At 67.9% G+C, this 23,417-nt stretch carries 24 protein-coding genes; 16 read left to right on the top strand and 8 right to left on the bottom strand.

Going from position 1 to position 23,417, the window contains the following annotated elements; all coding sequences use genetic code 11:
* Positions 1 to 43: 43 nt before the first annotated feature.
* On the bottom strand, positions 44 to 1,546 hold the full coding sequence (locus tag R9X44_RS28825) for a hypothetical protein (RefSeq protein WP_319817457.1): 1,503 nt from the start codon (positions 1,544 to 1,546) through the stop codon (positions 44 to 46).
* A gap of 125 nt (positions 1,547 to 1,671) precedes the next feature.
* Here R9X44_RS28825 and R9X44_RS28820 point away from each other — a divergent pair, with 125 nt between their 5' ends.
* From R9X44_RS28820 to R9X44_RS28810, 3 genes are all read left to right on the top strand, one after another.
* Positions 1,672 to 2,607 (top strand): DUF3068 domain-containing protein, encoded by a 936-nt coding sequence (locus tag R9X44_RS28820; protein ID WP_319817456.1) that lies wholly within the window; start codon positions 1,672 to 1,674, stop codon positions 2,605 to 2,607.
* An 85-nt stretch (positions 2,608 to 2,692) separates the two neighbouring features.
* Complete coding sequence (locus tag R9X44_RS28815; RefSeq protein WP_319817455.1) at positions 2,693 to 3,805, top strand: nitronate monooxygenase family protein; 1,113 nt, start codon at positions 2,693 to 2,695, stop codon at positions 3,803 to 3,805.
* Positions 3,806 to 3,976: 171 nt separating this feature from the next.
* Positions 3,977 to 4,123 carry a hypothetical protein gene (locus R9X44_RS28810; RefSeq protein WP_319817454.1) on the top strand — a complete coding sequence of 49 codons (147 nt, stop codon included), beginning with the start codon at positions 3,977 to 3,979 and terminating at the stop codon, positions 4,121 to 4,123.
* A gap of 27 nt (positions 4,124 to 4,150) precedes the next feature.
* Here R9X44_RS28810 and R9X44_RS28805 read toward each other — a convergent pair whose 3' ends face one another.
* The 5 genes from R9X44_RS28805 to R9X44_RS28785 form a co-directional block, all read right to left on the bottom strand.
* On the bottom strand, positions 4,151 to 5,332 hold the full coding sequence (locus R9X44_RS28805; protein ID WP_319817453.1) for a hypothetical protein: 1,182 nt from the start codon (positions 5,330 to 5,332) through the stop codon (positions 4,151 to 4,153).
* Between the two features lie 13 nt (positions 5,333 to 5,345).
* On the bottom strand, positions 5,346 to 6,500 hold the full coding sequence (locus tag R9X44_RS28800; RefSeq protein WP_319817452.1) for a hypothetical protein: 1,155 nt from the start codon (positions 6,498 to 6,500) through the stop codon (positions 5,346 to 5,348).
* A 61-nt stretch (positions 6,501 to 6,561) separates the two neighbouring features.
* Positions 6,562 to 8,103, bottom strand: a complete 1,542-nt coding sequence (locus R9X44_RS28795) for a B12-binding domain-containing radical SAM protein (protein WP_319817451.1) — start codon at positions 8,101 to 8,103, stop codon at positions 6,562 to 6,564.
* Positions 8,104 to 8,333: 230 nt separating this feature from the next.
* Positions 8,334 to 8,525, bottom strand: a complete 192-nt coding sequence (locus R9X44_RS28790; RefSeq protein WP_319817450.1) for a DUF397 domain-containing protein — start codon at positions 8,523 to 8,525, stop codon at positions 8,334 to 8,336.
* Complete coding sequence (locus tag R9X44_RS28785; RefSeq protein WP_319817449.1) at positions 8,509 to 9,363, bottom strand: helix-turn-helix transcriptional regulator; 855 nt, start codon at positions 9,361 to 9,363, stop codon at positions 8,509 to 8,511. Before R9X44_RS28785 ends, R9X44_RS28790 begins: the two co-directional genes overlap by 17 nt.
* Between R9X44_RS28785 and R9X44_RS28780 the strand changes: the two genes are divergently transcribed.
* From R9X44_RS28780 to R9X44_RS28745, 8 genes are all read left to right on the top strand, one after another.
* The gene (locus R9X44_RS28780) at positions 9,286 to 10,428 is read left to right on the top strand and encodes a DUF5753 domain-containing protein (protein WP_319817448.1); all 1,143 of its coding nucleotides are present in this window, start codon (positions 9,286 to 9,288) and stop codon (positions 10,426 to 10,428) included. The genes R9X44_RS28785 and R9X44_RS28780 overlap by 78 nt on opposite strands.
* A gap of 57 nt (positions 10,429 to 10,485) precedes the next feature.
* On the top strand, positions 10,486 to 11,220 hold the full coding sequence (locus R9X44_RS28775) for a DUF6879 family protein (RefSeq protein ID WP_319817447.1): 735 nt from the start codon (positions 10,486 to 10,488) through the stop codon (positions 11,218 to 11,220).
* A 95-nt stretch (positions 11,221 to 11,315) separates the two neighbouring features.
* Positions 11,316 to 12,068, top strand: a complete 753-nt coding sequence (locus tag R9X44_RS28770; protein WP_319817446.1) for a hypothetical protein — start codon at positions 11,316 to 11,318, stop codon at positions 12,066 to 12,068.
* A 13-nt stretch (positions 12,069 to 12,081) separates the two neighbouring features.
* A complete protein-coding gene (locus tag R9X44_RS28765; protein ID WP_319817445.1) occupies positions 12,082 to 12,966 on the top strand; it encodes a hypothetical protein in 885 nt (294 codons plus the stop codon).
* Positions 12,909 to 13,397 carry a class I SAM-dependent methyltransferase gene (locus R9X44_RS28760; RefSeq protein WP_319817444.1) on the top strand — a complete coding sequence of 163 codons (489 nt, stop codon included), beginning with the start codon at positions 12,909 to 12,911 and terminating at the stop codon, positions 13,395 to 13,397. Before R9X44_RS28765 ends, R9X44_RS28760 begins: the two co-directional genes overlap by 58 nt.
* A gap of 3 nt (positions 13,398 to 13,400) precedes the next feature.
* The gene (locus R9X44_RS28755) at positions 13,401 to 13,952 is read left to right on the top strand and encodes a hypothetical protein (RefSeq protein ID WP_319817443.1); all 552 of its coding nucleotides are present in this window, start codon (positions 13,401 to 13,403) and stop codon (positions 13,950 to 13,952) included.
* A gap of 86 nt (positions 13,953 to 14,038) precedes the next feature.
* Positions 14,039 to 14,626 (top strand): Uma2 family endonuclease, encoded by a 588-nt coding sequence (locus tag R9X44_RS28750; protein ID WP_319817442.1) that lies wholly within the window; start codon positions 14,039 to 14,041, stop codon positions 14,624 to 14,626.
* Between the two features lie 323 nt (positions 14,627 to 14,949).
* Positions 14,950 to 15,474: a Uma2 family endonuclease gene (locus R9X44_RS28745; protein ID WP_319817441.1), complete on the top strand. Its 525-nt coding sequence runs from the start codon at positions 14,950 to 14,952 to the stop codon at positions 15,472 to 15,474.
* Between the two features lie 54 nt (positions 15,475 to 15,528).
* On the opposite strand, the gene R9X44_RS28740 is transcribed toward R9X44_RS28745, so the two are convergent.
* Both R9X44_RS28740 and R9X44_RS28735 read right to left on the bottom strand, forming a co-directional pair.
* Positions 15,529 to 15,834 (bottom strand): hypothetical protein, encoded by a 306-nt coding sequence (locus tag R9X44_RS28740; protein ID WP_319817440.1) that lies wholly within the window; start codon positions 15,832 to 15,834, stop codon positions 15,529 to 15,531.
* Positions 15,835 to 15,944: 110 nt separating this feature from the next.
* Positions 15,945 to 16,757: a crotonase/enoyl-CoA hydratase family protein gene (locus R9X44_RS28735; protein WP_319817473.1), complete on the bottom strand. Its 813-nt coding sequence runs from the start codon at positions 16,755 to 16,757 to the stop codon at positions 15,945 to 15,947.
* Positions 16,758 to 16,948: 191 nt separating this feature from the next.
* Between R9X44_RS28735 and R9X44_RS28730 the strand changes: the two genes are divergently transcribed.
* Genes R9X44_RS28730 through R9X44_RS28710 form a run of 5 tightly spaced genes read left to right on the top strand, consistent with a single transcriptional unit; the run spans position 16,949 to position 23,220 of the window.
* Positions 16,949 to 18,514: an acyl-CoA synthetase gene (locus R9X44_RS28730; protein ID WP_319817439.1), complete on the top strand. Its 1,566-nt coding sequence runs from the start codon at positions 16,949 to 16,951 to the stop codon at positions 18,512 to 18,514.
* A 14-nt stretch (positions 18,515 to 18,528) separates the two neighbouring features.
* Positions 18,529 to 19,458 carry a Zn-ribbon domain-containing OB-fold protein gene (locus R9X44_RS28725; protein ID WP_319817438.1) on the top strand — a complete coding sequence of 310 codons (930 nt, stop codon included), beginning with the start codon at positions 18,529 to 18,531 and terminating at the stop codon, positions 19,456 to 19,458.
* Positions 19,455 to 20,495: a thiolase domain-containing protein gene (locus tag R9X44_RS28720; RefSeq protein WP_319817437.1), complete on the top strand. Its 1,041-nt coding sequence runs from the start codon at positions 19,455 to 19,457 to the stop codon at positions 20,493 to 20,495. Before R9X44_RS28725 ends, R9X44_RS28720 begins: the two co-directional genes overlap by 4 nt.
* Positions 20,496 to 20,497: 2 nt before the next feature.
* A complete protein-coding gene (locus R9X44_RS28715) occupies positions 20,498 to 21,655 on the top strand; it encodes a thiolase domain-containing protein (RefSeq protein ID WP_319817436.1) in 1,158 nt (385 codons plus the stop codon).
* The gene (locus R9X44_RS28710; protein ID WP_319817435.1) at positions 21,652 to 23,220 is read left to right on the top strand and encodes an acyl-CoA synthetase; all 1,569 of its coding nucleotides are present in this window, start codon (positions 21,652 to 21,654) and stop codon (positions 23,218 to 23,220) included. Before R9X44_RS28715 ends, R9X44_RS28710 begins: the two co-directional genes overlap by 4 nt.
* Positions 23,221 to 23,417: the final 197 nt, after the last annotated feature.

Raw genomic sequence — 23,417 nt, 5'->3', positions numbered from 1 at the left:
TCAGTTGCCCGGAGGGGCCCAGAGTAGAGCCATTTATACCGAATCAGCCAGTGTGCTTGAGCTGGAAGACGAGCAGTGTGGGGCCGTCGAGCACCAGCGTGGCGGCGGTGAGCCTGGCGCGCAGGGCGTCGGCGGAGGCGTCTTTGCTGATCACGACGTACCGGTAGCCCTCGGCGCTCAGGGGCGCGGTGAGATCGCCCGGGTTTCTGAGAATCTCCGACGCGCGGACGGCGAGGGGATCTTCGTTGCGGAGCTCGGTATCGCCGACCTGGAACCCGTCATCCCAGACGACGTGACGGGCCAGCATCCTCGGCAGCGGGTCCATGACGGCACGGCCGCCGTTCCACTCGAACCGCCGGTAGGCCCCCCAGGGGAGGGAGAGGGCGAGGCCGTCGACGGGGTCGGCGTTGACGATCTTCTGCGCCGCGTGCCAGTCGTCAGGGAAGTCGACGGCTTTCAGCGACCCGAACGCCCCCCAAGCCAACCCCGGAAGGAGCAGCAGAGGGACGACGGGCAGGGCGGGCGCGAGAGGAACGAGGAGTCTTACGGACGCGAGACGGCCCAGGCCAAGGGCGGCGGCAAGGGCGAGGGGCCCCAGGTAGAGCTGTCCGTCGCGGAGGACTCCGAAGACAGGCTGGAACTCCACAAGGGCCCGTAGGGCGGCCCGTCCAGGGCCGGTGATGCCCGTGCAGGCCAAGGCGAGTCCCGCAGCGCCCGCGTAGAGGGCCGCCCGGCTCAGCGGCGTACGGGCCCGGACAAGGCAGATCAGGCAAGCGCACACCAAGGCGAGCAGGAGTACGGACGGCAGGAAGGGGCCGTATCCCGGCGGGACCGTCTCGGCGTTCCAGATGCCGCCCAGGGATAGCAGGCTCCCCAGGGTGCCGAACGGGGTGTCGGCCCTGGAGGCGAAGACGTCGACGCCGGACGGGTCTGTACTGGTGCCGGAGGCGTTGAGGAGGGAGGGGATCAGCCAGGGCAGCGCGAAGGCGGTGAACGTCAGCCCGGCCTTCACCGCGCCCCTGCCGCGCAGCACGACGAGGCCCGCGACCAGCACCAGCAGGGTCAGGTTCATCGCCGCGAAGCCGCCTATCGCGGCCGGGAGGAGGGCGGCCCAGAGCCGTCGCCGCCGCAGGACCGCGTGCAGCACCCAGGGCAGGCCCGCGTAGCCGAGCAGCAGAGCCCAGTGCCCGAGCAGCAGCCGTTCGGCGACGTACGGGTTCCACACGTAGAAGACCGCCGCCGCGGCCTTTCCCGGCCACGGCCCGGGGACCAGCCGCGCGACCCCCCAGGCCGCGAGAACGAAGATCGACAGCAGGATGAACTGTTGGCTGTACGGCACGAACGACAACGCCGCGGCGACGGCGTCACTGGGCACCTGACGGGGGAAGCCGCCGGTCCCGCCGAACATCGCCGACGTCACGGCGGGATCGGGCACGAACACCATGTCGTAGGACAGCACGAAGCCCGGGGCGAGCGCGGGGCCGAGCGCCAGAAGTCCGGCGACGAGCCCGAGCAGGGGTGCGAGGGACGCCCGGGTGTGTGTCACGGGCAGATAGTAGGTCGGATAACACTTTGTCTGACTCAGGAGTCCCAGATGTCCCCTCCGGTAGGGTTACGGCCCAGTAAGGCGGGGCTGACCGGGGGCCCCGCACAGACCCGGAGGTACGGTCCATGCGGCGGGGCGGCTTCTTGCTGGTGATGCTGGGAGCTTTCTTCCTGACCCTGGCACCTCTCACCCGGTTCTACATCGCGGACAAGGTCGTCGCCGCGCCACTCGACTTCCAGGAGCGGATCACGCTCGTCGCGCCCGACGGCGCGTACTACGACATGGTCACCAACAAGGTGAAACGCGGCCAGGAGATCAAGGGCCAGTTCAGCGTCTCCGGCGACGTCCGCAACGGCACCGACGAGCTCCTCGCCCTGATCGGCACCTTCTACCTCAGCCAGAAGGACGGCCAGCTCTCGCTCATCGAGTTCCAGTTCTCGCCCGACCGGCGCACCGGCCTGCTCACCAACGAGGCGGGCGCGATGCTCGACCGCGACGCCTCCATCCGGCAGAGCGGGTACGGCCTGATGCTCCCGATCGGCAACGTCGAACAGCGCACCTACCAGGTGTTCGACCTGCCGACCGGACGCACCTGGCCCGCGGTGTTCTCCGGCGTCGAGACGATCGAGGGCGTCACCGCGTACCGGTTCGAGCAGAAGGTCGAGCCGACCCTCGTCGGCAAGTCGAAGAAGAAGGTCGACCCGACCGTCGTGGGGCTGCCGAAGAAGGCCGACCCGGTGAAGATCGACAGGTACTACGCGTCGGAGAACACCTTCTGGGTGGACCCGCGCACGGGGATGCCGATCAAGCTGCGGCAGAACGTCGACTCGACCCTGCGCGCCGCCGACGGGCATGAGGGCACGTTCGTCAAGGCCGACCTCGTGACGCGCGACGAGGACGTGAAGAAGCTCGCCGAGAGGTCCGAGGCGTACGCGGGCAACATCAGCCTTGTGCGGGTCACCCTTCCTGCCGTCGCGTTCGGGGTCGGGCTCGTCATGCTGATCGTGGGCGGGGTGCTGACGCTCGTCGCGAAGCCGCGCCAGCCGAAGGCCGCCAAGTAGAACCGGTTCCTTGATCCCGGCGCGCTGGCCACAGCCAAAATAGAACATGTTGCAGTTCGCTCCCCGTGCGGCTTACAGTGCGGGGGTGCGGACACGTGTAACCGAACTCTTCGGTATCGAGTACCCGATCTTCGCTTTCAGTCACTGCCGCGACGTGGTCGCGGCGGTGAGCCGCGCAGGCGGCATGGGCGTGCTGGGTGCGCTCTACTTCACGCCGGAGGAGCTCGAACTCGAGCTCAAGTGGATCGACGAGCACGTCGGCGGCAAGCCGTACGGCGTGGACGTCGTGATGCCGGCCAAGTACGAGGGCGCGGACCTGGGCGACGCCGAGGAACTGCTGGGCAAGCTCCAGGGGATGATCCCGCAGCAGCACCGGGACTTCCTCGAGGAACTGCTCGCCGAACACGGGGTGGAGCCGTCCACCGAGAGCGCCGGCCGTGCGCTGCTCGGCTGGACCGACCAGACCGCGCGCCCGCAGGTCGAGGTGGCGCTCAGGCACCCGATCGCGCTGCTGGCCAACGCGCTCGGCCCGCCCCCGGCCGACGTCGTCGAGCTGGCCCACGAGCACGGCGTCAAGGTCGCGGGGCTTGCGTCGAGCGCTCACCACGCGCGTAAGCAGGTCGAGGTGGGCGTCGACATCATCGTCGCGCAGGGCACCGAGGCCGGCGGACACACCGGTGAGATCTCCACGATGGTCCTCATCCCGGACGTCGTGGACGAGGTCGGCGACGAGGCGATCGTCCTCGCCGCGGGCGGCATCGGGCGGGGCCGTCAGGTCGCCGCGGGCCTCGCGCTCGGCGCGGAGGGCGTCTGGACCGGCAGCATCTGGCTGACCGTGGACGAGGCCGACACCCCCGAGCAGGCCATGCCCAAGCTCCTGCGCGCCACGAGCCGCGACACCGTCCGCTCCCGCGCCTGGACGGGCAAGCCCGCCCGCTTCCTCAAGACCGCGTGGACCGAAGCCTGGGAGTCCGAGAAGTCCCCCGGCTACCTCCCCATGCCCATGCAGTTCATGCTGATCTCCGACGCCCTCCGCCGCATAAGCCGCTCCGGCGACGGCGAACTCGTCACCTTCCCCGTCGGCCAGATCGTCGGCTCCATGAACCAGGTCAAACCCACCGCCCAGGTCGTCTACGACCTCATGTCCGAGTTCATCGAAGCCACCGACCGCCTCAACACCCTCGTCTCCGACGACTAACCCCCCGGTCGTCCCCCCCACGGCGCCCCCGCCCTCCTCCGGGGGCGCCTTCCCTTTTCCCAGTCCCTCGGGGCCTCCCGCCCCCCAGGAGCCCCCACCAAAAGATCCCCTCCGCCTGCGCCTTAGCCTCTTCAAGTCTCCACCCAGGACAAGAAGAAGCAGAGCCCCACAATGAAGCTCCTCCGCGCCGCAGCGATCTTCACCGCCATCATGCTGATCGGCACCACCCTCCTCCAGGGCTCCCTCGGCGCCCCCGAACTCCTCATCCTCCTCACCCTCGCCACCACCACCGCCGCCCTAACCCACCACCGCCCCTAACCCACCCGGCGGGAGGCAGGCGGAGCGTCACGGCTGCGGGGTGCGGGTCCAGACGAGGATCGCGCCCGCCTTGGGGAGGACCCAGTCGTCGACGCCTATGGTGACGACGCGGACGGTGTCGAGGCTCGGCGTGTAGGTGATGGAAGCGGGGCGAGTGGCGCCGAAGTAGTCAAGGGCCCGGATTCGTGCGATGTCGGGCACCGCGACGTTGACGGAGTAGGTGGCGCCGAAAGTGGGCTTGGGCACCTCGAAACTGAGCAGGTTGCCGTCGGCCAGGACTTTGGCGCTGAAGGAGTACTGGACGAGGATGGCGGAGTCGTCCTCGAACTCGTCGGCCGGGATGTGGCAGACGAACTCCTGCTCGGTCTCGTTACGGATGAACTCGACCTCCCGGCCGCCGAACGACGCGTTCAACGGCTGGAAGCCATTCGTCCAGTCGTGGTCGAACTCTCCGGTCGACGGGAGCCGCCAGGCCGCGCCGAGGTCTGCCGAGCGGAGTGCCTTGTCGTAACTCGTGGTGCCCTGCCAGCCCGCCACACGGAAGGAGAACCTCGTGCGGGTGACATTGGTGGTGTAGTAGCTGAAGTGGAAGTAGACCTCGTAGTAGTCGTGCGAACGGCCATCGGTTCCGGCGGGGATCAGCTCAAGGATCTCGGCCCGGACGACGAGGTTCCGCCAGGTCTCTCCCGATTCGAAGACGCCGGTGCGGAGCTTGCGGGCGATGACCTTGCCGAGCTCAGGGTCGCCGCTGCGAAGCCGAGCGGCGTTCTCGATGACCAGATCAAGTTCCGCGGGCGCGAGCCTTAGAGACTCGACGTGCTCGCCTGCGGCCAATGACTGGGCGACCGCAAGTTTCACAGCGGACTGCTGCTGGCCGAGCACAGCGCGAACGTTCTCAACGAACCGGTCTTCGGCGACCTGGTTGAGCAGCACCTGAAAGAGGACGAGGGTGATGCCCACCTGGAATATCGCGGTGCCCACGTCATCGAGCTGGATCTGCGCCCAGAACCCTTTGCCACCATCGCTGATGGTGAGCTGGCCGTTCTCCGTCACGACCTCAACGACACTGCTCGGGGCCAGCAGCATGATCACGAGCCCGACGAGGGCGGCGACCAGCCCGAGCAGCAGGCCCCGGCTGCGGTAGAGATCTCCCAGGACGCCGACCAGACTGCGATTCGAGCCGGGAAACTCACCCGTTTGCGATGACATGGGCCTCTGCCTTTCACGGAAGGTGATAGCGCATCACTTTGACCGGCCCGCTCTCCTCCACTGCCCGGTACCGGGCCACATTGGAGTAGCCGATCCGGTCGCCGTCGCGGACGAACAGAGCTGATTTCGCAGCGAGGCTCTCCAACGCCGGTCGGCCCACCGCAGGCGCCACGTTCGCTCTCTCACACACCTCGGAGAGACTTCGTCCAGCTTCGGCGTGGGAGGCGAGAAGACACTCGATCGGAGAGAAGACGTGTGACGGGAGGTAGCCGCAACAGACGAATTCGAGGATCGCTCCCGTATCGGGATCCCAGTTCCCTCGGGGGAGCTTGAGTTCCTTGTACCTGCCCCTGAGCACGAGTTCTTCGGCTCGGTGAATGGCGGTGCGCCCTTCGCGGATCAGAGCGGCAAGGCCGGCGAGCCCGAACTCCTGGTAGAGCAGGTAGACCTGCCGGGTGTGGTCCAAATAGACAGACCAGAGTTTCGGTCTGTCCACACCGTGGCGGCCGTAGACCAGGGCGTTCTTGATGACGGAGGGTTCGAGAACCGCGAGCGAGCCGAAACATGAGCCCACGACCTCGGCAATGCCCTCCTCCAGACCCATGGCGAAGACCTCGGGATCCTTTTTCCCGGTCACTGTGTGGATGACCTCATGGGCGAAGAGGAGTTCACTGTAGAGCGGTCTCAGCCGGTCCCGGAGGAAGTAGACCCCGGGCTCGATTCCGAAGTTCTCCTCGTCCTCCCTGTCGGGAGCGAAAGCCGACCACCCGAACTGGTTGAAGGGAGGTGGGAACTCCTCAAGCACCCGCAGCGGGGAATCTTCCACGGGCACACCCGCTGAGACGAGTTTTCGCTGGATGGCAGGACCGGCCGCGGCGAGGCGCTGTTCGGTGGTGCCGGCGGCTTCGATGTCGTCGAAGCCCGCCTCGGCCACCGATGCGAGATCCGCTGCGACGAGTTCGCCGAGCGCGTCCTGCTCGTCTTCGATCGGCGTGGACGCTCGGAAGCCTTCCGCCAGGGCTCGCAACTGCTGTCGCGCTGCTTCAGCGCCGCAGTCGCGGGTGAGGTCCGCTCGTGTGCCGACGAGTTCGACAAAGCGCTCGATATTACCGAATCGGCAGGATCGACGGTAGATGCCGGAATAGAGATAGTCGGAAAGAGTCGGCATGCGTGAACCATTCAACGGCGGAGCAACGGTCCTGACGAGGTTAAACTATCCGCCACCGCTGTTACCCGTGATCCACATGGGTTCCTCCCTTCACCGCCGAAAGACGCCTGTTGAGGTCTGAAACGCGCTCGGAAACCTTCAGGGAGAGAGGACTGTCCGTAGCAGGTTCTTTGTGGTGGGTGACGGCCTCCAGGGCCTCGATGGCCGTCGCTACCAGGGTGGATGAGATGTCATCCTTGAGAGACATCAGGCTCTGGATCACCGCCGAATCTGAGCCGCTCCCCTTGGTGTCTTCTTGGAAGAGTGATCTGAGACAGGATTCTTCTATTTCGGCGAATGGTCGGAGAATCTCCTTGTAAATATCGTAGAGTTTCGTTATCACTGGGTCTGAGAACTCGTAGTAGAGGCGATATCGCTCTTCCTTGAAAGTGACACCGCGACGCTTGAAGTAGGAATAGAGTGGTGACCCCGGGTAGACTTCCAGCCGGTTCGAGACGCGGCGATGGCTGCCGACCTTGTTCCGCTTCAGGAACTCGAGATTCGTTCGGATTCCCTCGGTATCGGACATCGGCTGGAACATGATGAAGCCCATGGAGAAGTCGATGCCGAGCCTCCGCAGCAGGGCGATCGCCTCCTCGGCCTGCTCAGGCGTCGTCTTCTTGGCGAACAGGGCGAGATCCGGTTCGTTCGCGGACTCCACTCCGATGAGCAGATGGCGCAGACCCACGCTCCGCAGCACGGCCAGGAGTTCCGCGTCGAGTTCGTTGATCCGGCACTCGATGGAGAACTTGACCTCATACGACTGGGCGGCGAGCAGTTCGGCGAACCGCAGGGCGCGATCTCGACCTCGGGCGTCTCCGCCCAGGAAATCGTCATCGACAAAACTGATCGCCTTGACTCCGTGAGCGGCCACGAGAGAAGAGATCTCCGCGACGGCCGACTCCGCCGAACGCGCACGCCAACGGGGCAGGCGGTGATACCGGTTGCCGTAATTACCTGACTGACAGAACGTGCAGTGCGCCGCGCACCCCCGGCTGGTCGCCATCGTCACATGGCCGTCCGGATAACGCAGCGGATCAGGTTCCCGCCACGGGAACGGCAACACGTCGAGATCCGCGACAGGCGGTCGTACCTTGCCGGGCGCGATCGCGTGGCGATCGCGCGCATAGAGGCCCGGGACCCCTGCGGCTGTGGCTCCGGTGACGACCCGGTCCCAGAGTTCCCCTATGGTCTCGTCGCCCTCATGCATGCAGGCGGAGTCGAGCGCTGGGCAGTCGGTCAGCACCCGCTCCCACAAGAACTCAAGCCCTTGACCCCCGATGACGAGGTGAGCGTTCGGCGCGACCGACCGCACCCTGCGCGCGAGCTCCATCACCTCGGGAATCTGGCGGGTGAACAGAGCCCCCAAACCGATGACCCGGCAACCCGACGCGAACTCCTCGACCTCGGCCGGCAAAGGAACCGGGCACTCCTCAACGACCCGTACCTCAACCGATCGCGCCCGCAGAACCGCGGCCACAGAACGCAGTCCCAAGCTCTCTGCTGACTGGTACCCCGCCTCATTGAGCGCAGGAGAGAGGAAAAGCGCCCGGCCAGTCCCCATCCCCACCCCGTCGAGCCTGCCCTGCCCACTGTCGGATAAGACCTGACCCCATGCTGAACTCTCAGCGGGGAAAGTCACAAGCCGACCACCAGGCCACATCCAGCCAGCTCCGCGGGACACATCGCCGCACACCGGTGCCTCCAGAACGCGATGGTGTCGAGGTACGGGACACGCACGCGTTCGACCCCAACGCGGTGTTCCAGAGTGGAACACCGCGGTTGGCGATGGGGTCAGTGGTGGAGGTGGCCGGACTTGATGCGGGTCATGAAGGATGTGAGTTCGGACGCTGACAGGGTCAGGTATGCGCCGGGGTTTTTGGAGTCCTGGATCAGGGTGGTGTGGGGGGTGTTCGTGGAGAGTTCGACGCAGTCGGTGTTGACCAAGTCACCCTGGCTGCGGCTGCTTTTACGCCACTCGATCATCGTGAATCGTCTCCATGATGTGTCTGATAAGGGCCAGGGAGTCGCCTTCGGTGAGGGCGACTCCCCGGATCTCATCAAACCTTAGTGACAGCTTCCAGGTCTCGGTCCGGTCCTGGATGAGCCGTCCGCCGAACTGCGCCTCCACCCAGCCGATGCGGCTCAGCTCGGGGGTGGTGAGGACGACGAGCGCGCCGTTGAGCCCGGGGTGCTGCGGCGCGTTCATCCGGGTGACCTGGATGTGCACGTTCGGCAGGGCCGCCATCTTGAGGAGGTGCGCGAGCTGCTCGCGCATCACGTCGGGACGCTCCCGGGTGCGGATCAGCGCGGCCTCGTCGATGACCGCGAAGAGATGGAGTGGGTCATCCTCCCGCGTGAGGATGTCGCACCGGGCGAGCCTATTGGCGATGTTCTCCTCGTCCTGCGGTCCCGGGTCCGCGATGAGGCGCATATACGCCTCGGTCTGGAGCACTCCGGGAATGAACGAGGGCTGGTAGGTGCGCATTTCTCGGGCTGTGGCCTCGTGCCCGACATAGGCCCGGAACCAGCTCGGCACGTGCTCCCGCAGGCACTGTTCGCGAAGGTTCTTGACGTAGGCCCCGACACCGAAGAACTCGTCAAGGGCCGTGCAGTTCTCCTCGTCGGGAAGGGCCCGCTGGTTCTCCCACCCGGTATACGTCTCCCGAGCCACGAAGATCCCCCGAGCCACGTCCAACTGCGTCACCCCCTTGAGCTGACGCAGCACCCGCAGCGTGTCCGCGAAATGGGAGTACAGGTTCTGCTGCGCCACCGGCACATCAAGCCCCTCCGACCCCTCAGGAATCTGGAAAATCTGCGACATACCACCACCTCTCTCCAGTGTTCGACCAGTAACCGTCCGTCCCCCGAGCCTAATCCCCCACCCCCTCCTCCGCCCCCGAATTCCGATTCGCCACCCAACACCAGACACCCCGGACACCATTCCTCCCCAAACGCCCGATATCACTCCCCCCGGAAGTCCGAGGGTGTGTTCGGGGATGATGTGTTGATGTCCGGGACTGGTTCTTCGTCGGCGCGGGTGGCGCGGGTGCGGCTTGGGGGGCGGTTGCGTCGGGTGCGGGAGGGGGCCGGGGTTTCCGGGGTGGAGTTCGCGCGGCGGGCGGGGTGGGCGTCGTCGGCGATGGTGACGATGGTGGAGAAGGGGCAGAAGGCGATCAGCGCCGAGCATGTGCGGTTGTGGTGTCGGGTGTGCGGGGTGGGGGAGCAGGGGCTTGCGGAGTTGTTGGCGGAGCAGGCGGCGGTGGCGGGGATGTGGGCGACGCATGCGGAGTTGAACGCGGCGGGGTTGCGGGCGCGTCAGGAGCGGGTGCGGGACGAGTACTGGCAGGTCAGGGTGCATCGGGTGTACCAGACGCGGGTGCCTCCTGGGCTGTTGCAGACGCGGGGGATGATGGCGTATCTGCTGACGCGGGTGAGGTTGGAGCAGCGGGTCGCGCTCGATGACGTCGCCGAGGCGGTGGAGGCGCGGTTCGCGCGTCAGGAGTGCCTGCGACGGCCGGACGCGCGGTGGCTGTTCCTGCTGGAGGAGGACGTCCTGTGGTACCGGCTCGCCCCGGTCGAGGTCCACCGGGAGCAGTTGCGGCATCTGCTGGAGATGATGCGATACCCGACGGTTTCGCTCGGCGTGATCCCCCGGACTGCGGAACGGCTGGGCGCGGTCGCGGGAGAGTCGTTCTCGATGAACGACCGGGACCTGGTGTCCGTGGAACTGATCAGCGGCTATCTGAACTTCACTATGGCGGCGGATGTGCAGTTGTACGTCGAGGCATGGGAGCGGTTCGCGCGGATAGCGGTGCACGGCGAGCGGGCACGCGCGCTGATCCACGCCGCCCTGGAGGCTCTGGACCTGCTGTCCGACGACGGGTGAAGGTCGAAAGGCCGGGGCGGTTGAGGAGGTGCCTCTAAGCCGGAGCGTCTGGATTTTGTGGGGCAGGACCCCACGTCGGAGAAGGAGTACTGCCCCGCGGTCTTCGTGGACCCGGTGACGGGTGACTGCCTGTTCCAGGGAAGGGTCGTCACCGATCCGGCGGTGCTCGCGCTGATCAGGGAGCACGGGGCCATCGCCGAGGACGAGGCGGTGGTGTGGTTGCCGGCGTCGATGCGGCAGATGATCGTGGACGCGGTGACGTCCTATGAGCAGGGCCTGCGCGGGCACGGGCAGCCGGGGTTCGCTGACCTGTTGTCGAAGGCGACGCGGTCGGCGGTGCATCTGGAGATGCGTGACCACTATGGGCCGAGTCAGGGGTTCGCGGACTGGCAGGCCGGAGGGAGCGGCCGGATAGACGACGGCGGCCGGTGGAAGCGGCTGATCGGCGAGGCCGTCGGGCGCGGGGTACGGGTGCGGAGGGCGCGGATCGTGTCGGAGCCGGTGTCGGACTTCATCCGGTATGAGCACATGGTGACCGACGAGAACGTCGACGCGGGTGAGGAGGTGCGGTGGCTGCCGAGGCGTCAGGCGTCGGGGATCCTGCTGCCGCACGCCGACTACTGGATGTACGACCAGCGGCTCGTGGTCTTCAACCACAACGCGGGCAACGGGGACCATCTGCCTGAGGCGTTCGAGTACATCTCTGATCTGCGGGTGGTGCGGGAACTCGTCGGGTCGTTCGAGATGGTGTGGGAGCGGGCGATCCCGCACGCGCAGTACAAGATCGTCTGATGGTCGGGGCCGGTGAAAGCCGGTGAAATCCCTGGTCGGCGGCAGGGCGCGGCACGCACTGTTGGGGGCGGATCACCCGTTGGAAGGGAGCCCTTGTGAAGACCCAGCAGTCCGTCTCCGTCGTCAGCGTCGACCTGCCCGAGGCGTTCGACCCGCGTTGGAGCCGCATCCCCGGAATCACCGTCGACGGCCACCGGATCACGCTCGACCCGGCCGAGTACTTCTTCAGGTTCACCGACCATTCCTGGCTCGTCATCCCGTGGCACCGGGTCGAACGCGACATGCTCGGCGCGCGGGAGACGTCGGCGAGGTCGTTGGAGCAGATCGCGCTCGAGTACATCCAGGCGAACGCGACCCGTACCGAGGACGTCGCGACGGTCCTGCGGATCGGCTGGGAGGTCTACCGGTACGTGTTCCGCGCCGAGCACCTTGACGACCTGGGCCTTCCCGGCATAGGGCCCGAGCACCTGACGATGCTGCGGCAGGCCGGAACGTTCATGGCGCTCAACAAGGTCGAGCTGACCGGCGAGATCACGAACATCGGCCCCGCCTGGTTCTTCAACTCCACGACCCGCGCGGTGTTCGACCTGTCCGACGCCGAAGGCGACATGCTGGACGAGGTCTACCACGGCGGCTGGTTCAACGAGGCGCGGCGGCTCGAGCTCGTCCGCGCGCACACCGCGCTCGGCGGACGGCTCGTGCACGGGTGCCAGTCGGTGCCGAACCAGTCGGGCGGGGCGGTCGTGCCTTACGGGGCGTCGATGGAGCGGTTCCGGGCGGAGCTCGCGGCCTTGAAGGACTCGTGGATCGCGGCAGTTGAGGCGTGCCGTGTTCGTCCAGCGCGCTAGGAGGGGAGACGTCTTGCACGCCTGTGAGGTCGACGGCGTCCTCGTCCAGTTGCTCGACAGGGTCGGGCACGGACCGGCGCAGCGCGAGCAGATCCGGGTGTGGGCCCGTTCCGGTGTGGAACGGCTCACCTTCCCCGACGGGACCACGGCGGTGTTCAAGTACGCCGAAGGCCCGTTCGCCGAGGAGGACGTGGCGCTCGGCGTCGCCGAGGACGCGGGATTGCCGGTTCCGCAGCGGCTCGCGGTGGCCCATGTGCCCGGGCTGCTCGGCATGCTGCTGAGCGATCTGGGGCCGAGCCTGCGGGACGCGTCCGACGCCGAGGGCGCGGCGCTGGCCGTCCGCGTCCACAGGGTCGCCGCCACCGGGCCGCTGCCGACCCTCGACGGGCCCCGCCTCGCCGCCATGCCCGACCGGGTCGCCGCCCGGCTGACCGATGTCGGCGTCGACGTCCCGGAGGTGGTGTGGGCGCTGGCGAAGGTCGCTGACGCAAGGGCCGAAGGGTCCGGTCTGCCCCCGTTCGGGCTGTGCCACTCCGAGTGGCATCCGACGTCCGTCCACGTCGGCGCGCGCGGCACGCACCTGCTGGACTTCGCGCGGGCGTTCCGGGGGCCCGGCCTGCTCGACCTCGCCTCCTGGCACGGCACCCTCGACCCACCCGACCCCGACCGGCTCGCCGAGACCCTCGCCGCCTACGTCGCCGCGGGAGGCGCGCAAACCGTTACAAGCCCCCGAGGCGGCCTGTCCGCCGCGCGCTGGGCGCTCGGCTGGCACCGCCTGTGGGCCGCGGACTGGTTCGCCCACCAGATCGCCCTCGGCTGGGCCCAGGGAGCCGAAGACGCATGGACCTCCGCCATCAACCGCCACCTGACCGAGGCCGCCGACCTCCTTCGCGCCTGATCCCCGATCGCTTCGAGTGGACCCGCGCCCCGGGGATCGGCCCCCCGCTGAGCGTCCTGGGCGACCTCACCGGACGACGGGTCCTGGAACTCGGCTGCGGCTCCGGACACAACCTCGCCCACCTGGCCTACCAGCACGGCGCGTTGGCCGTCGGCGTCGACCACGACCCGGCCAAGATCGACCGCGCCCGGGAGACCTACCGGGAGATTCCGGGCCTGTCGTTCGTCCAGTCCGACGCGACCGCGTTCCTCGGCTCGCAGCCGTCCGGGTCCTATGACCTCGTCCTGTCGATCTTCGGCGCGTTCTCCTTCACCGACCCCCTCCCATTGACCGCACACAGCGCCCGCGTCCTACGCCCCGGAGGACGACTCGCCCTCACCCTCCGCACAACCGACAGAACCGACCAAGTCGTCATCCTCCTAAGAAGGTGACCAATGCACCTGCTCTGCGACATCGACGGCGTCCACATCCCCTTCCCCACCCCCGACGGCCAGATCCCCGACGGATTCCACACCCACCACGTCACCCCCACCGGCCACGCCGAACCCGTCAAGATCTGGCTCAACCCCACCACCGGCCGCCTCCTGCTCGACCTCGTCGCCCGCCTGCCGCTCACCCCGCTGTGGTGCACGAGCTGGCGCGCCGACGCCCACCCCCTCATCGGCACCCGCCTCGCCCTGCCCGCCTGGGATTACGTCGACCTTCCCCGGCTTCCCCTCACCACGAGCCACCCCAACGGCTACCTCTGGAAACGCGACACCGTCGCCGCCCTCCACAAAGAACCCCTCATCTGGATAGACGACGACTTCACCCCCGCCGACCACACCTGGGCCCACAACCGAACCACCTCCGGAACCCCCACCCTCCTCATCCAACCCAACCCCCACATCGGCCTCACTCAAGCCGACGTAACCCCCATCCCTCTTTGGACCACCCGTCACACCGGAGACTCGGCGGGGTTTTTCGGGGACCTCCCGGCGGGGTGAGGCTCGGTTGGGTAGTGTTTCGGTGACTTTCGGTGTTGGGGGATGTTGCGGGCGTGCGTTCTGAGGGCGATGACGGAGGGGGTTCTGTGACCGCGCGGCTGGCGGACGGTTTGTCCGATGATGACCGGTGGTTGCTGGACGCGTTCCTCCGAATGGGCACTCCGGAGGGGTTCCGCGTGGAGCTCGTAGAAGGAGAGTTCTTCGCTTCGCCACCCCCGTCGGCGAGGCACGAGCGTGCTGTTTCGGCGATTGTGAAGCAGGTGGTGCGGAACTCGGCGGTTGACATGAGCGTGTCGGGCAATCTGGGGCTGCGGCTGCGTGCTGGCGGGGGTGTCACGCCGGCGCGGGTGATTCCGGACGTCGTCCTTGCGCCTGAGGAGCTTGACCTCTTTGACGGCGAAGCCTCCTGGACTGACGCCGACGGGGTGGCCATGGTCGTCGAGGTCACCTCACGCGACGCCTACCGCGATCGCGTCCTCAAATGCCGTGCCTACGCGAGAACCGAGATCCCTCTCTACCTGCTGGTCGACCGCGACGCGCGGACCGTCAGCCTTCTCAGCGAGCCGGACCCCGCAGCCGCGGCCTACACCAAGCACACGACCGTCGCATTCGGGAAGACGATCGCGCTTCCCCACCCCTTCGGCTTCGACCTGGAAACCGTCGCATTCGACTAAACCTTCAAACAGACCAAAGGGCGGCCGCGTGAACGCGCGGTCGCCCTTTTGGGGTTAGTGACGGGTTTGGTGGATCTTGATTGATTCGGAGGAGTACGCTGACCAGGGTGATTTCCGGTTTGGTTGTGATAGGCGAGACGTGGACCTGCGGCTGGTCGCGGCCCAGGCGGCGGTAGTAGTGTTCTGGTTGCCTTGGGTGGGGGTGGGTGGGCGGTGCTGGGCCTGTGGGCTGTGTTTGGGGTGACGGGAGGGGTGGCATGGTGGCGGAGGTTATGGGGGAGTCGTTGGCGCGTAGTCGAGGGCTTTTGGATGGGTTCCTAGGGATGGAGATTCCTGAGGGGTTCCGGGCGGAACTGCTGGAAGGGGTGATCACCGTTGTTCGGCCTCCCGGTGGGATGCACGAGGATGTCGTGTCGTTGATCACTGAGCAGATTGTGCGTGGTTCGGCGGAGCGGATGGCGATATCCGGGAATCGTGGGATACACCTCGGCGTCACTGATGCGATCTCGCCGAAGAATCATGTGATTCCGGATCTTGTCGTCGCCCCACGGCGCATCGGGCCGTTCCGTGACGAGGAGTCGTGGATGGACCCCGACGGCGTGGAGATGGTCGTTGAGGTGACGTCGCAGGACGTCCAGCGGGACAGGGTTATCAAGTACCGCTCGTATGCCAAGGCCGGAATCCCGATTTATCTTCTTGTTGACCGCAAGGCGAGGACCACGACCGCGATGTTCGAGCCCGACCAGGGGACGGGCGTCTACGCGCTCTCGAAGAGCGCGGCCTTCGGCGACGACCTCGCCCTCCCCCCACCCTTCTCCTTCACCCTCAACACCTCCGAATTCGCCTAAGGCCGCAGGCATGGCAAAGGGCGGCCGCGTGAACGCGCGGTCGCCCTTTGGGGGTTAGCGGCGGGTTAGGTAGGCCAGGAGGTTTCCCAGGGCCCAGTAGACGACGGCGGCCAGGGTCCAGTTCTGGTAGATGGCGGCGTCGTGGGAGGAAGGGGTGAAGACGTCGTTGAAGGGGGTGGCGAGCCATTCGCCGGAGTTGAGGACCAGGTTCACCAGGTCGTTGCCGCGGTTGGCGTCGCCCCAGACGAGGAGCATGCCGATGATGAGGATGGCGACAACGAGCCAGGTGACCAGGCCGATCGCGCGGCTCACCGGGTTGGCGCGGCGCTCGGCCCATCGTGTGCGTTCTGTAGCGGACATATCGACCTCCTGTAAGGAGGCATACCGCTACCGGGGCGTAACAATCGGATGTGGCCTGTCTCGGCCGTAACGCGAACTTTTCGGCCGGTTGTGACGTCTGGGGGAGTCCGTCAGACGCCCTTGAAGTCGGCGGGGCGCTTCTCGCGGAAGGCGCGGGTGCCCTCCTTGGCGTCCTCGGAGCCCATGACCTTCCAGCCGATCTCGTCCTGCACCTTGAGGGCCTCTTCCTCGGGCAGGTGCGCGGTCTCCCGGTAGACGCGCAGGATGGCCTGCACCGAAAGGGGCGCGCTGGCCGCGACGGCGTCGGCGAGTTCGAGCGCCGCCTTCAGCGCCTCGCCCTTCGGCACGACCTTGTTGATGAGCCCCAGCGACAGCGCCTCGGCGGGGGAGACCTCGCGCGCGGTGATGAGGATGTCCATCGCCGCCGCGTACCCGATCTGACGGGGCAGCCGGATCGCGCTGCCGCCCATCGGGAACAGGCCGCGCCGCGCCTCGAACAGGCCGAGGGTCGCGTCCTCGGCGACGACCCGCAGGTCGGTGCCGAGCAGCAGTTCGGTGCCGCCCGCGACGGCGTAGCCCTCGATCGCCGCGATGATCGGCTTGGTCGGGACGGCCTCGCGCAGCAGGCCCTTCCAGTGGTAGTTCGTGATCTCCGACGCCCGCTGCCGCACGCGTTCGTCCTTCGAGGGCGTGCCCATGGCCTTCAGGTCCGCGCCCGCGCAGAAGTCGCCGCCCGCTCCGGTGAGCACGCCGACCCGCACCGACGGGTCCGCGGAGATGTAGGCGAACGCGTCGGCCATGCCGACGAGCATGTCACTGCTCAACGCGTTCTTGGCTTCTGGCCGGTTCATCGTCACGATGACTACATGGCCGTCCTGCTCGACGGTGCAGTGGTCGGTGCTGATCGGCAGCTTCTCCGGCATCCTCGGGCGCTCCTCGAAGTCGGCGTGCGACGGTCGTACAACAGGCATGCAACAAGAACAGATTCTAGGTAGGAGATCAGCAGTACAACAAGAGAAACCATCCCCTTGCCGACTCAAACTAGAACGTGATCTACTCGGGTTCTGGACTTGAGTCTCACAGCACCCCACCCCCGAGTGCAAGGGAGATGGTCATGGGCACGCTGGGCTTCTGGCGGCTCGCGGAGAAGGATCCGCAATGGATCGCGGCCGTCGACCCCGACGGCACCGAGCACACCGCGGGGGAGCTGCTCGCCCGCGCGAACCGCCTGGTACACGCGCTGCGCGGGCTCGGCCTTGAGAAGGGCGACGGCCTCTGCGGCCTCGTCCCCAACGGCGTCGACGGCCTCGTGCTGTACCTCGCCGCCCTCCAGGCCGGCTGGTACTACACCCCGATCAACTGGCATCTGACCGGCCCCGAGATCGGCTACATCGTGGCCGACAGCGAGGCCAAGGCGTTCTTCGTGCACGAACGGAACGCCGAAGAAGGCGTGCGCGGCGCGGACGAGGCGGGCATCGACGCCTCCCGCCGCTTCGCGTTCGGCGACGTCCCCGGCTTCATCCCCGTCGAGACGTTCACCAAGGACGCCCCCGACACCAAGCCGGAGGATCGCGGTAACGGCGCGACGATGCACTACACGTCGGGCACGACGGGCCGTCCCAAGGGCGTCCGCCGCGCGCTGGCGGGCATCGACCCCGACGACAGCGCCGAACTGATGACGTTCCTGCTGACGTTCTTCGGCTTCACGCCGGGCCGTCCGGCGGGCGGCGGCCATGAGGCCCATCTCGTCACGTCGCCGAACTACCACACCGCGGTGACGCAGTTCGGCGGCTCCGCGCTGCACATGGGCCACACGCTGGTCTACATGGACAAGTGGGAGGCGGAGGAGACCCTCCGGCTGATCGAGAAGTACAAGATCAGCAACACCCACATGGTCCCGACGCACTTCAAGCGGATGCTGACGCTGCCGAAGGACGTCCGCGAGCGGTACGACGTGTCGTCCATGAAGTGGGCGATCCACGCCGCCGCACCCTGCCCGGTCCCGCTGAAGCAGCAGATGATCGAGTGGTGGGGCCTGTGCATCTGGGAGTACTACGCGGCCACCGAGGGCGGCGGCACGATCGCCTCGCCTGAGGACTGGCTGGCCAACCCCGGCACGGTCGGCACCGCGTGGCCGATCTCCGAGCTGCTCATCGTGGACGAGAACGGCGAGGAGGTGCCGCCGCGCACCCCCGGCACCATCTACATGAAGATGGCCGGCGTCCAGTTCGAGTACAAGGGCGACCCGGACAAGACGGCCAAAGAGCGCCTGCGCGACTTCTTCACGGTCGGCGACATCGGCTACCTCACCGAGGACGGCCACCTGTTCCTGTCCGACCGCAAGTCCGACATGATCATCTCGGGCGGGGCGAACATCTACCCCGCCGAGATCGAGAACGAGATCATCCTCCACCCGAAGGTCGCCGACGTCGCGGTCTTCGGCATTCCGAACGAGGAGTGGGGCGAGGAGATCAAGGCGGTCATCGAACCCGCCGTCGGGATCGAGCCCGGTGACGCGCTCACCGAGGAGATCTTCGAGTACCTGAAGCCGCGCCTCGCCAAGATGAAGTGGCCGCGCACGATCGACTACACCGACGCGCTGCCCCGCGAACCCAACGGCAAGCTGCTGAAGCGCAAGCTCCGCGACCCGTACTGGGCCGACCGCGCCACCTCGATCTGAGCCTGGAGTCCCTCTTGCCCACCAACCACGCACTGGAGTTCCCGGGCGGTTACACCCGGTCGGTCGGCCCGGTCATCGGACGGTTCCTTTCCGAGCTGCGCGACGGCAGGCTCGTCGGCGTCAGGGCCGCGTCGGGCCGTGTGGTGTTCCCGCCGCTGGAGTACGACCCGGCCAACGGCCACGCCGTCACCGACGAGTTCGTCGAGGTAGGTCCCGGCGGCGTCGTGGAGTCGTTCGCCTGGGTCGGCGAGCCGCTGGCCTCGCACCCGCTCGACCGGCCGTTCGCCTGGGCGCTGATCCGCCCGGACGGCGCGGACACCGCGATCCTGCACGCCCTCGACGTCGGCGAGTTCGAGCGCGGGGCCGAGCCGCCCAAGCGGTTGAAGGTCGGGATGCGGGTGCGTCCCGACTACCTGCCCGCCGCCGAACGCGTCGGCGACATCTCCGACATCAGGGCGTTCCGCCCGGACGTCACCATGATCACGGCGCCGTCGCGGCTCGAGTACGACATCAAGCCGGGCCGCGCGCTCGGCCGCTTCCTCGAAGGCATCTCCGAGGGACGGATTCTCGGCCACCGCTGCCCGGTGTGCGCCAAGGTCATCGTCCCGATGAAGGGCCTGTGCCCCAAGGACGGCGTCCCGACGACCGAGGAGGTCGAGGTCGCCGACACCGGGACCGTCACCACCTTCGCCGTCAACAACCTGCCCGACCCGCGCGCTCCGCAGGTGCCGTTCGTGTCGGCCTACGTGCTGCTGGACGGCTCCGACATCGCGATGGTCGCGCTCGTCGCGGGGATGCCCGCCGAGGAGGCCCGGATGGGCATGCGGGTCCGCGCGGTGTGGAAGCCGCGCGAGGAGTGGGGCCGCACGATCTCCAACATCCGCTGGTTCGAGCCGATCGACGAGCCGGACGTCCCCTTCGACACCATCGCGGAGTACATGTGAAAGACATCGCGATCGTCGCGTTCACCCAGTCGCGGCACAGCGCTGAGGAGAACGGCATCTCCGAGACCGAGATGCTGCTCCCGCTGATCACCGAGGTCAAGGCGCAGGTCGGGATCACCCGCTTCGACTTCACCTGCTCCGGCTCCAACGACTACCTGCTCGGCGCGCCGTTCTCGTTCGTGTCCGCGCTCGACGCCGTCGGGGCGTGGCCGCCGATCTCCGAGAGCCACGTGGAGATGGACGGGGCCTGGGCCCTGTACGAGGCGTGGGTGAAGATGCAGTACGCCGAGATCGAGACCGCCCTGGTCTACGGGTTCGGCAAGCCGTCGCAGGGTTCGCTGCGCGAGATCCTGACGCGCGGCTACGACCCCTACTACCTCGCCCCACTCGGCGTCGACGCCGTCTCGATGGCCGCGCTCCAGGCGCGCGCCTACCTCGCCCGTTCCGGCGCGAAGGAGGGCGACCTGACGGCCGTCGCGGCGCGTTCACGTGCCGCCGGACGTGACAACCCCTTCGCCCTCAGCCTTGACGACCCCGCAGCCGACGCGCCTTACGACGTCGCCCCGCTCCGCGTACACGACGTCGCGCCGGAGGCCGACGGCGCGGCCGTCGTCGTGCTGGCGACCGGAGACAAGGTCGCCGAGATAAGCGCGCGCACGGGCCTCACCCCCGCGTGGATCCGAGGCATCGACCACAGGGCTGACCCGCACTCGCCGGGCGCGCGCGACCTGTCGGTGTCGCCGTCCGCGAGGATCGCCGGGCAGAAGGCGGGCGCGACCGGCATCGAGGTCGCCGAGCTGCACGTCCAGTACAGCCACGAGGAACTGATCCTGCGCGAGGCCCTTGACCTCGGCGACGACGTCGTGGTGAACCCGTCGGGCGGGCCGCTCGCGGCGAACCCGATGATGGCCGCCGGCCTGATCCGGATCGGCGAGGCCGCCGCGCGCATCCACCGCGGCGAGAACCGCCGCACCCTGGGCCACGCCACCAGCGGCCCGTGTCTGCAACAGAACCTCGTCGCCGTCCTGGAGGGATGACCATGGGCAACCCCTGCGCGATCATCGGCGTCGGCCAGACCCGCTACCAGACCAAGCGCCTTGACGTGTCCATGGCGGGCCTCCTGCGCGAGGCGGCCCAGCGCGCGCTTGACGACGCCGCCCTCACCTGGGACGACATCGACTGCGTCGTCATCGGCAAGGCCCCCGACATGTTCGAGGGCGTCATGATGCCCGAGGCGTACCTCGCCGACGCCCTCGGCGCGACGGGCAAGCCGATGATGCGCGTGCACACCGCGGGCTCCGTCGGCGGCTCCACCGCGGTCGTCGCCGCGAGCATGATCCAGTCGGGGGTGCACCAGCGGGTGCTCACCATCGCCTGGGAGAAGCAGTCGGAGTCGAACGCGACGTGGGCGCTGACCGTCGGCGGGCCGCACAGCACGTCGCTGGTCGTCGGCGCGGGCGGCTACTTCGCCCCGCACATCCGCGCCTACATGCGCAGGTCGGGCGCGCCCGACCACATCGGGACGCTCGTCGCGGTCAAGGACCGCGAGAACGCCCTGCTCAACCCGTACGCGCACCTCAAGATCCCGGGCATCTCCCGCGAGATGGTCGAGATGACGCCGATGCTCTGGGAACCGATCAGGTACCTGGAGACCTGCCCGTCGTCTGACGGGGCGTGCGCGATGATCCTGGCCAGTGAGGACGCCGCCCGCCAGGCGCCCAACCCTCCGGCCTGGGTCCACGGGACCGCCATGCGGTCCGAGCCGATCTTCTTCGCGGGCCGCGACACGGTGAACCCGCAGGGCGGCAAGGACTGCGCGGCCGACGTCTACCGGCAGGCGGGGATCACCGATCCGCGCGCCGAGATCGACGTCGCCGAGGTGTATGTCCCGTTCTCCTGGTACGAGCCGATGTGGCTGGAGAACCTCGGTTTCTGTGCCGAGGGCGAGGGCTGGAAGCTCACCGAGGCGGGGGCGACGTCGCTCAAGGGCGACATCCCCTGGAACGCCTCGGGCGGCGTCCTGTCGTCCAACCCGATCGGCGCGTCAGGAATGATCAGGTTCGCCGAGGCCGCACTGCAGGTGCGCGGCATGGCAGGCGACCACCAGGTCGACGGCGCGCGGCGCGCCCTCGGCCACGCCTACGGGGGAGGCGCCCAGTTCTTCGCGATGTGGATCGTCGGAAGCGAGAAGCCATGACCCTCTTCCATCACGCCGACCTGTTCGAGGGCGTCGTGGACGCCCTGCCCGAACGCGTCGCGGTCGCCTGTGACGGCGACCGCCTCACCTTCGCCGAACTCGACAAGAAGGCCAACCGGCTGGCCCACGCCCTGCTGTCGCTCGGCGTCAAGGCCGGCGACCATGTCGGGATGCAGCTGTACAACGGGATCGAGTACGTCACCGCGCTGGTCGCGGTGATGAAGATCCGCGCGGTCCCGGTGAACGTCAACTACCGGTACGTCGAAGCCGAGCTGCGCTACCTGTACGAGGACTCCGACATCGTCGCGCTGCTGTTCGACACCGAGTTCGACCAGCGGGTCGCGGGGGTCGCGCCGCAGGCGCCGAAGCTCAAGCACCTCATCGCCGTGCGCGGGCCGTCGAGCGTGCCGGGCGCGCTGGAGTACGACGCGCTGCTCGCCGGCCAGCCCGACACGCGGGGGTTCGCGCCGCGCAGCGAGGACGACCACTACATCATCTACACCGGCGGCACGACCGGCATGCCCAAGGGCGTCATCTGGACGACCAAGGACATCCTGTACGCGTTCGCCAACCCCACCTACCCGCCCCCGGAGACCCCGGACGGCTGGGTGCAGCACGCCGCGAACAGCGGGCCGCTGACGATGATGGCCGTCGCGCCGCTGATGCACGGCGCGGCCCAGGTCGCCATGTGGATCGGCTGGTGGATCGGCGCGACCATGGTGTTCGTCCGCAAGTTCGACGGCGACGGCGTCTGGCGGGCGATCGAGACCGAGAAGGTCAACTCCCTCACCATCACCGGCGACGCCATGGCCATCCCGATGGCCGACGCGCTGGAGAAGAACACCTACGACCTTTCGTCCCTGTTCGCTTATGTCTCGACGGGTGCGATCTTCACCGGCGCGGTCGCGGCGCGGATCGGCGCGCTGCTGCCGAACGTGATGATCCTCGACAGGTTCGGCTCCACCGAGTCCGGCTCGACCGCGCAGGCCACGCCGGGGTCGTCGCCGGAGAAGGGCCTCAAGTTCGCGCCGGACGCGCCCGACATCGCCGTCCTCGACGACGCGCTCCAGCCGGTCAAGCCGGGCTCGGGCGTCATCGGGCAGGTCGCGCGCAGTGGGTACATCGCCTCCGGGTACTACAAGGACCCGGAGAAGACCGCCAAGACCTTCCCCGTGGTCGACGGCAAGCGCTGGCTGCTCACCGGAGACCTCGCGACGGTCGAGGAGGACGGGACCATCGCCGTCTACGGGCGCGGCTCCCAGGCCATCAACACCGGCGGGGAGAAGGTCTACCCCGAAGAGGTCGAAGCCGTGCTGAAGGGGCATCCCGGAGTCTTCGACGCCGTCGTCACCGGCATTCCGGACGACAGGTTCGGGTCGCGGGTCGCCGCCGTCGTCCAGCTCCGCGAGGGCGGCACCACCGAGGCGGACCTCGACGCGCATTGCAGGGCCCAGCTGTCGGGGTACAAGGTGCCGCGCACGTACGCGTTCGTTCCCGAGATGCGCAGGTCTCCCGCAGGCAAGGCCGACTACAGGTGGGCCAAGGAGACGGCACAGAACGTCTGAGGCCCACGGCGGACGGTCCGGCGGCCCTTCGGGGCGGTCGGGGAGAGACGTGCCGTCCGCCGGCCTCGGCGAAGCGCCGCCCCACGCCGTTCGCGCCGGCGCGGGGAGGCGTGCCGCGTCCGTCCGCCCGCTCGTCGGTCGCGGGCGGGCGGGCGCGGGTAAGCGGTAGCGGTGGTCGGCGACGTAGGTCGCGGGGT

Source organism: Actinocorallia sp. A-T 12471 (assembly GCF_033875155.1).
Lineage (GTDB): Bacteria > Actinomycetota > Actinomycetes > Streptosporangiales > Streptosporangiaceae > Actinocorallia.
Note: the sequence above shows the minus strand (reverse complement) of the source record. Positions and strands in the feature narration are given on the sequence as shown.

Coding starts and splice junctions, on each gene's coding strand:
- R9X44_RS28795 (WP_319817451.1), bottom strand. CDS start 8,103: ATGGGGACTGGCCGGGCGCTTTTCCTCTCTCCTGCGCTCAATGAGGCG.
- R9X44_RS28785 (WP_319817449.1), bottom strand. CDS start 9,363: ATGTCGCAGATTTTCCAGATTCCTGAGGGGTCGGAGGGGCTTGATGTG.
- R9X44_RS28745 (WP_319817441.1), top strand. CDS start 14,950: ATGGAGATTCCTGAGGGGTTCCGGGCGGAACTGCTGGAAGGGGTGATC.
- R9X44_RS28790 (WP_319817450.1), bottom strand. CDS start 8,525: ATGATCGAGTGGCGTAAAAGCAGCCGCAGCCAGGGTGACTTGGTCAAC.
- R9X44_RS28780 (WP_319817448.1), top strand. CDS start 9,286: ATGGGAGTACAGGTTCTGCTGCGCCACCGGCACATCAAGCCCCTCCGA.
- R9X44_RS28740 (WP_319817440.1), bottom strand. CDS start 15,834: ATGTCCGCTACAGAACGCACACGATGGGCCGAGCGCCGCGCCAACCCG.
- R9X44_RS28755 (WP_319817443.1), top strand. CDS start 13,401: ATGCACCTGCTCTGCGACATCGACGGCGTCCACATCCCCTTCCCCACC.
- R9X44_RS28820 (WP_319817456.1), top strand. CDS start 1,672: ATGCGGCGGGGCGGCTTCTTGCTGGTGATGCTGGGAGCTTTCTTCCTG.
- R9X44_RS28735 (WP_319817473.1), bottom strand. CDS start 16,757: ATGCCGGAGAAGCTGCCGATCAGCACCGACCACTGCACCGTCGAGCAG.
- R9X44_RS28710 (WP_319817435.1), top strand. CDS start 21,652: ATGACCCTCTTCCATCACGCCGACCTGTTCGAGGGCGTCGTGGACGCC.
- R9X44_RS28800 (WP_319817452.1), bottom strand. CDS start 6,500: ATGCCGACTCTTTCCGACTATCTCTATTCCGGCATCTACCGTCGATCC.
- R9X44_RS28805 (WP_319817453.1), bottom strand. CDS start 5,332: ATGTCATCGCAAACGGGTGAGTTTCCCGGCTCGAATCGCAGTCTGGTC.
- R9X44_RS28730 (WP_319817439.1), top strand. CDS start 16,949: ATGGGCACGCTGGGCTTCTGGCGGCTCGCGGAGAAGGATCCGCAATGG.
- R9X44_RS28760 (WP_319817444.1), top strand. CDS start 12,909: ATGGACCTCCGCCATCAACCGCCACCTGACCGAGGCCGCCGACCTCCT.
- R9X44_RS28715 (WP_319817436.1), top strand. CDS start 20,498: ATGGGCAACCCCTGCGCGATCATCGGCGTCGGCCAGACCCGCTACCAG.
- R9X44_RS28810 (WP_319817454.1), top strand. CDS start 3,977: ATGAAGCTCCTCCGCGCCGCAGCGATCTTCACCGCCATCATGCTGATC.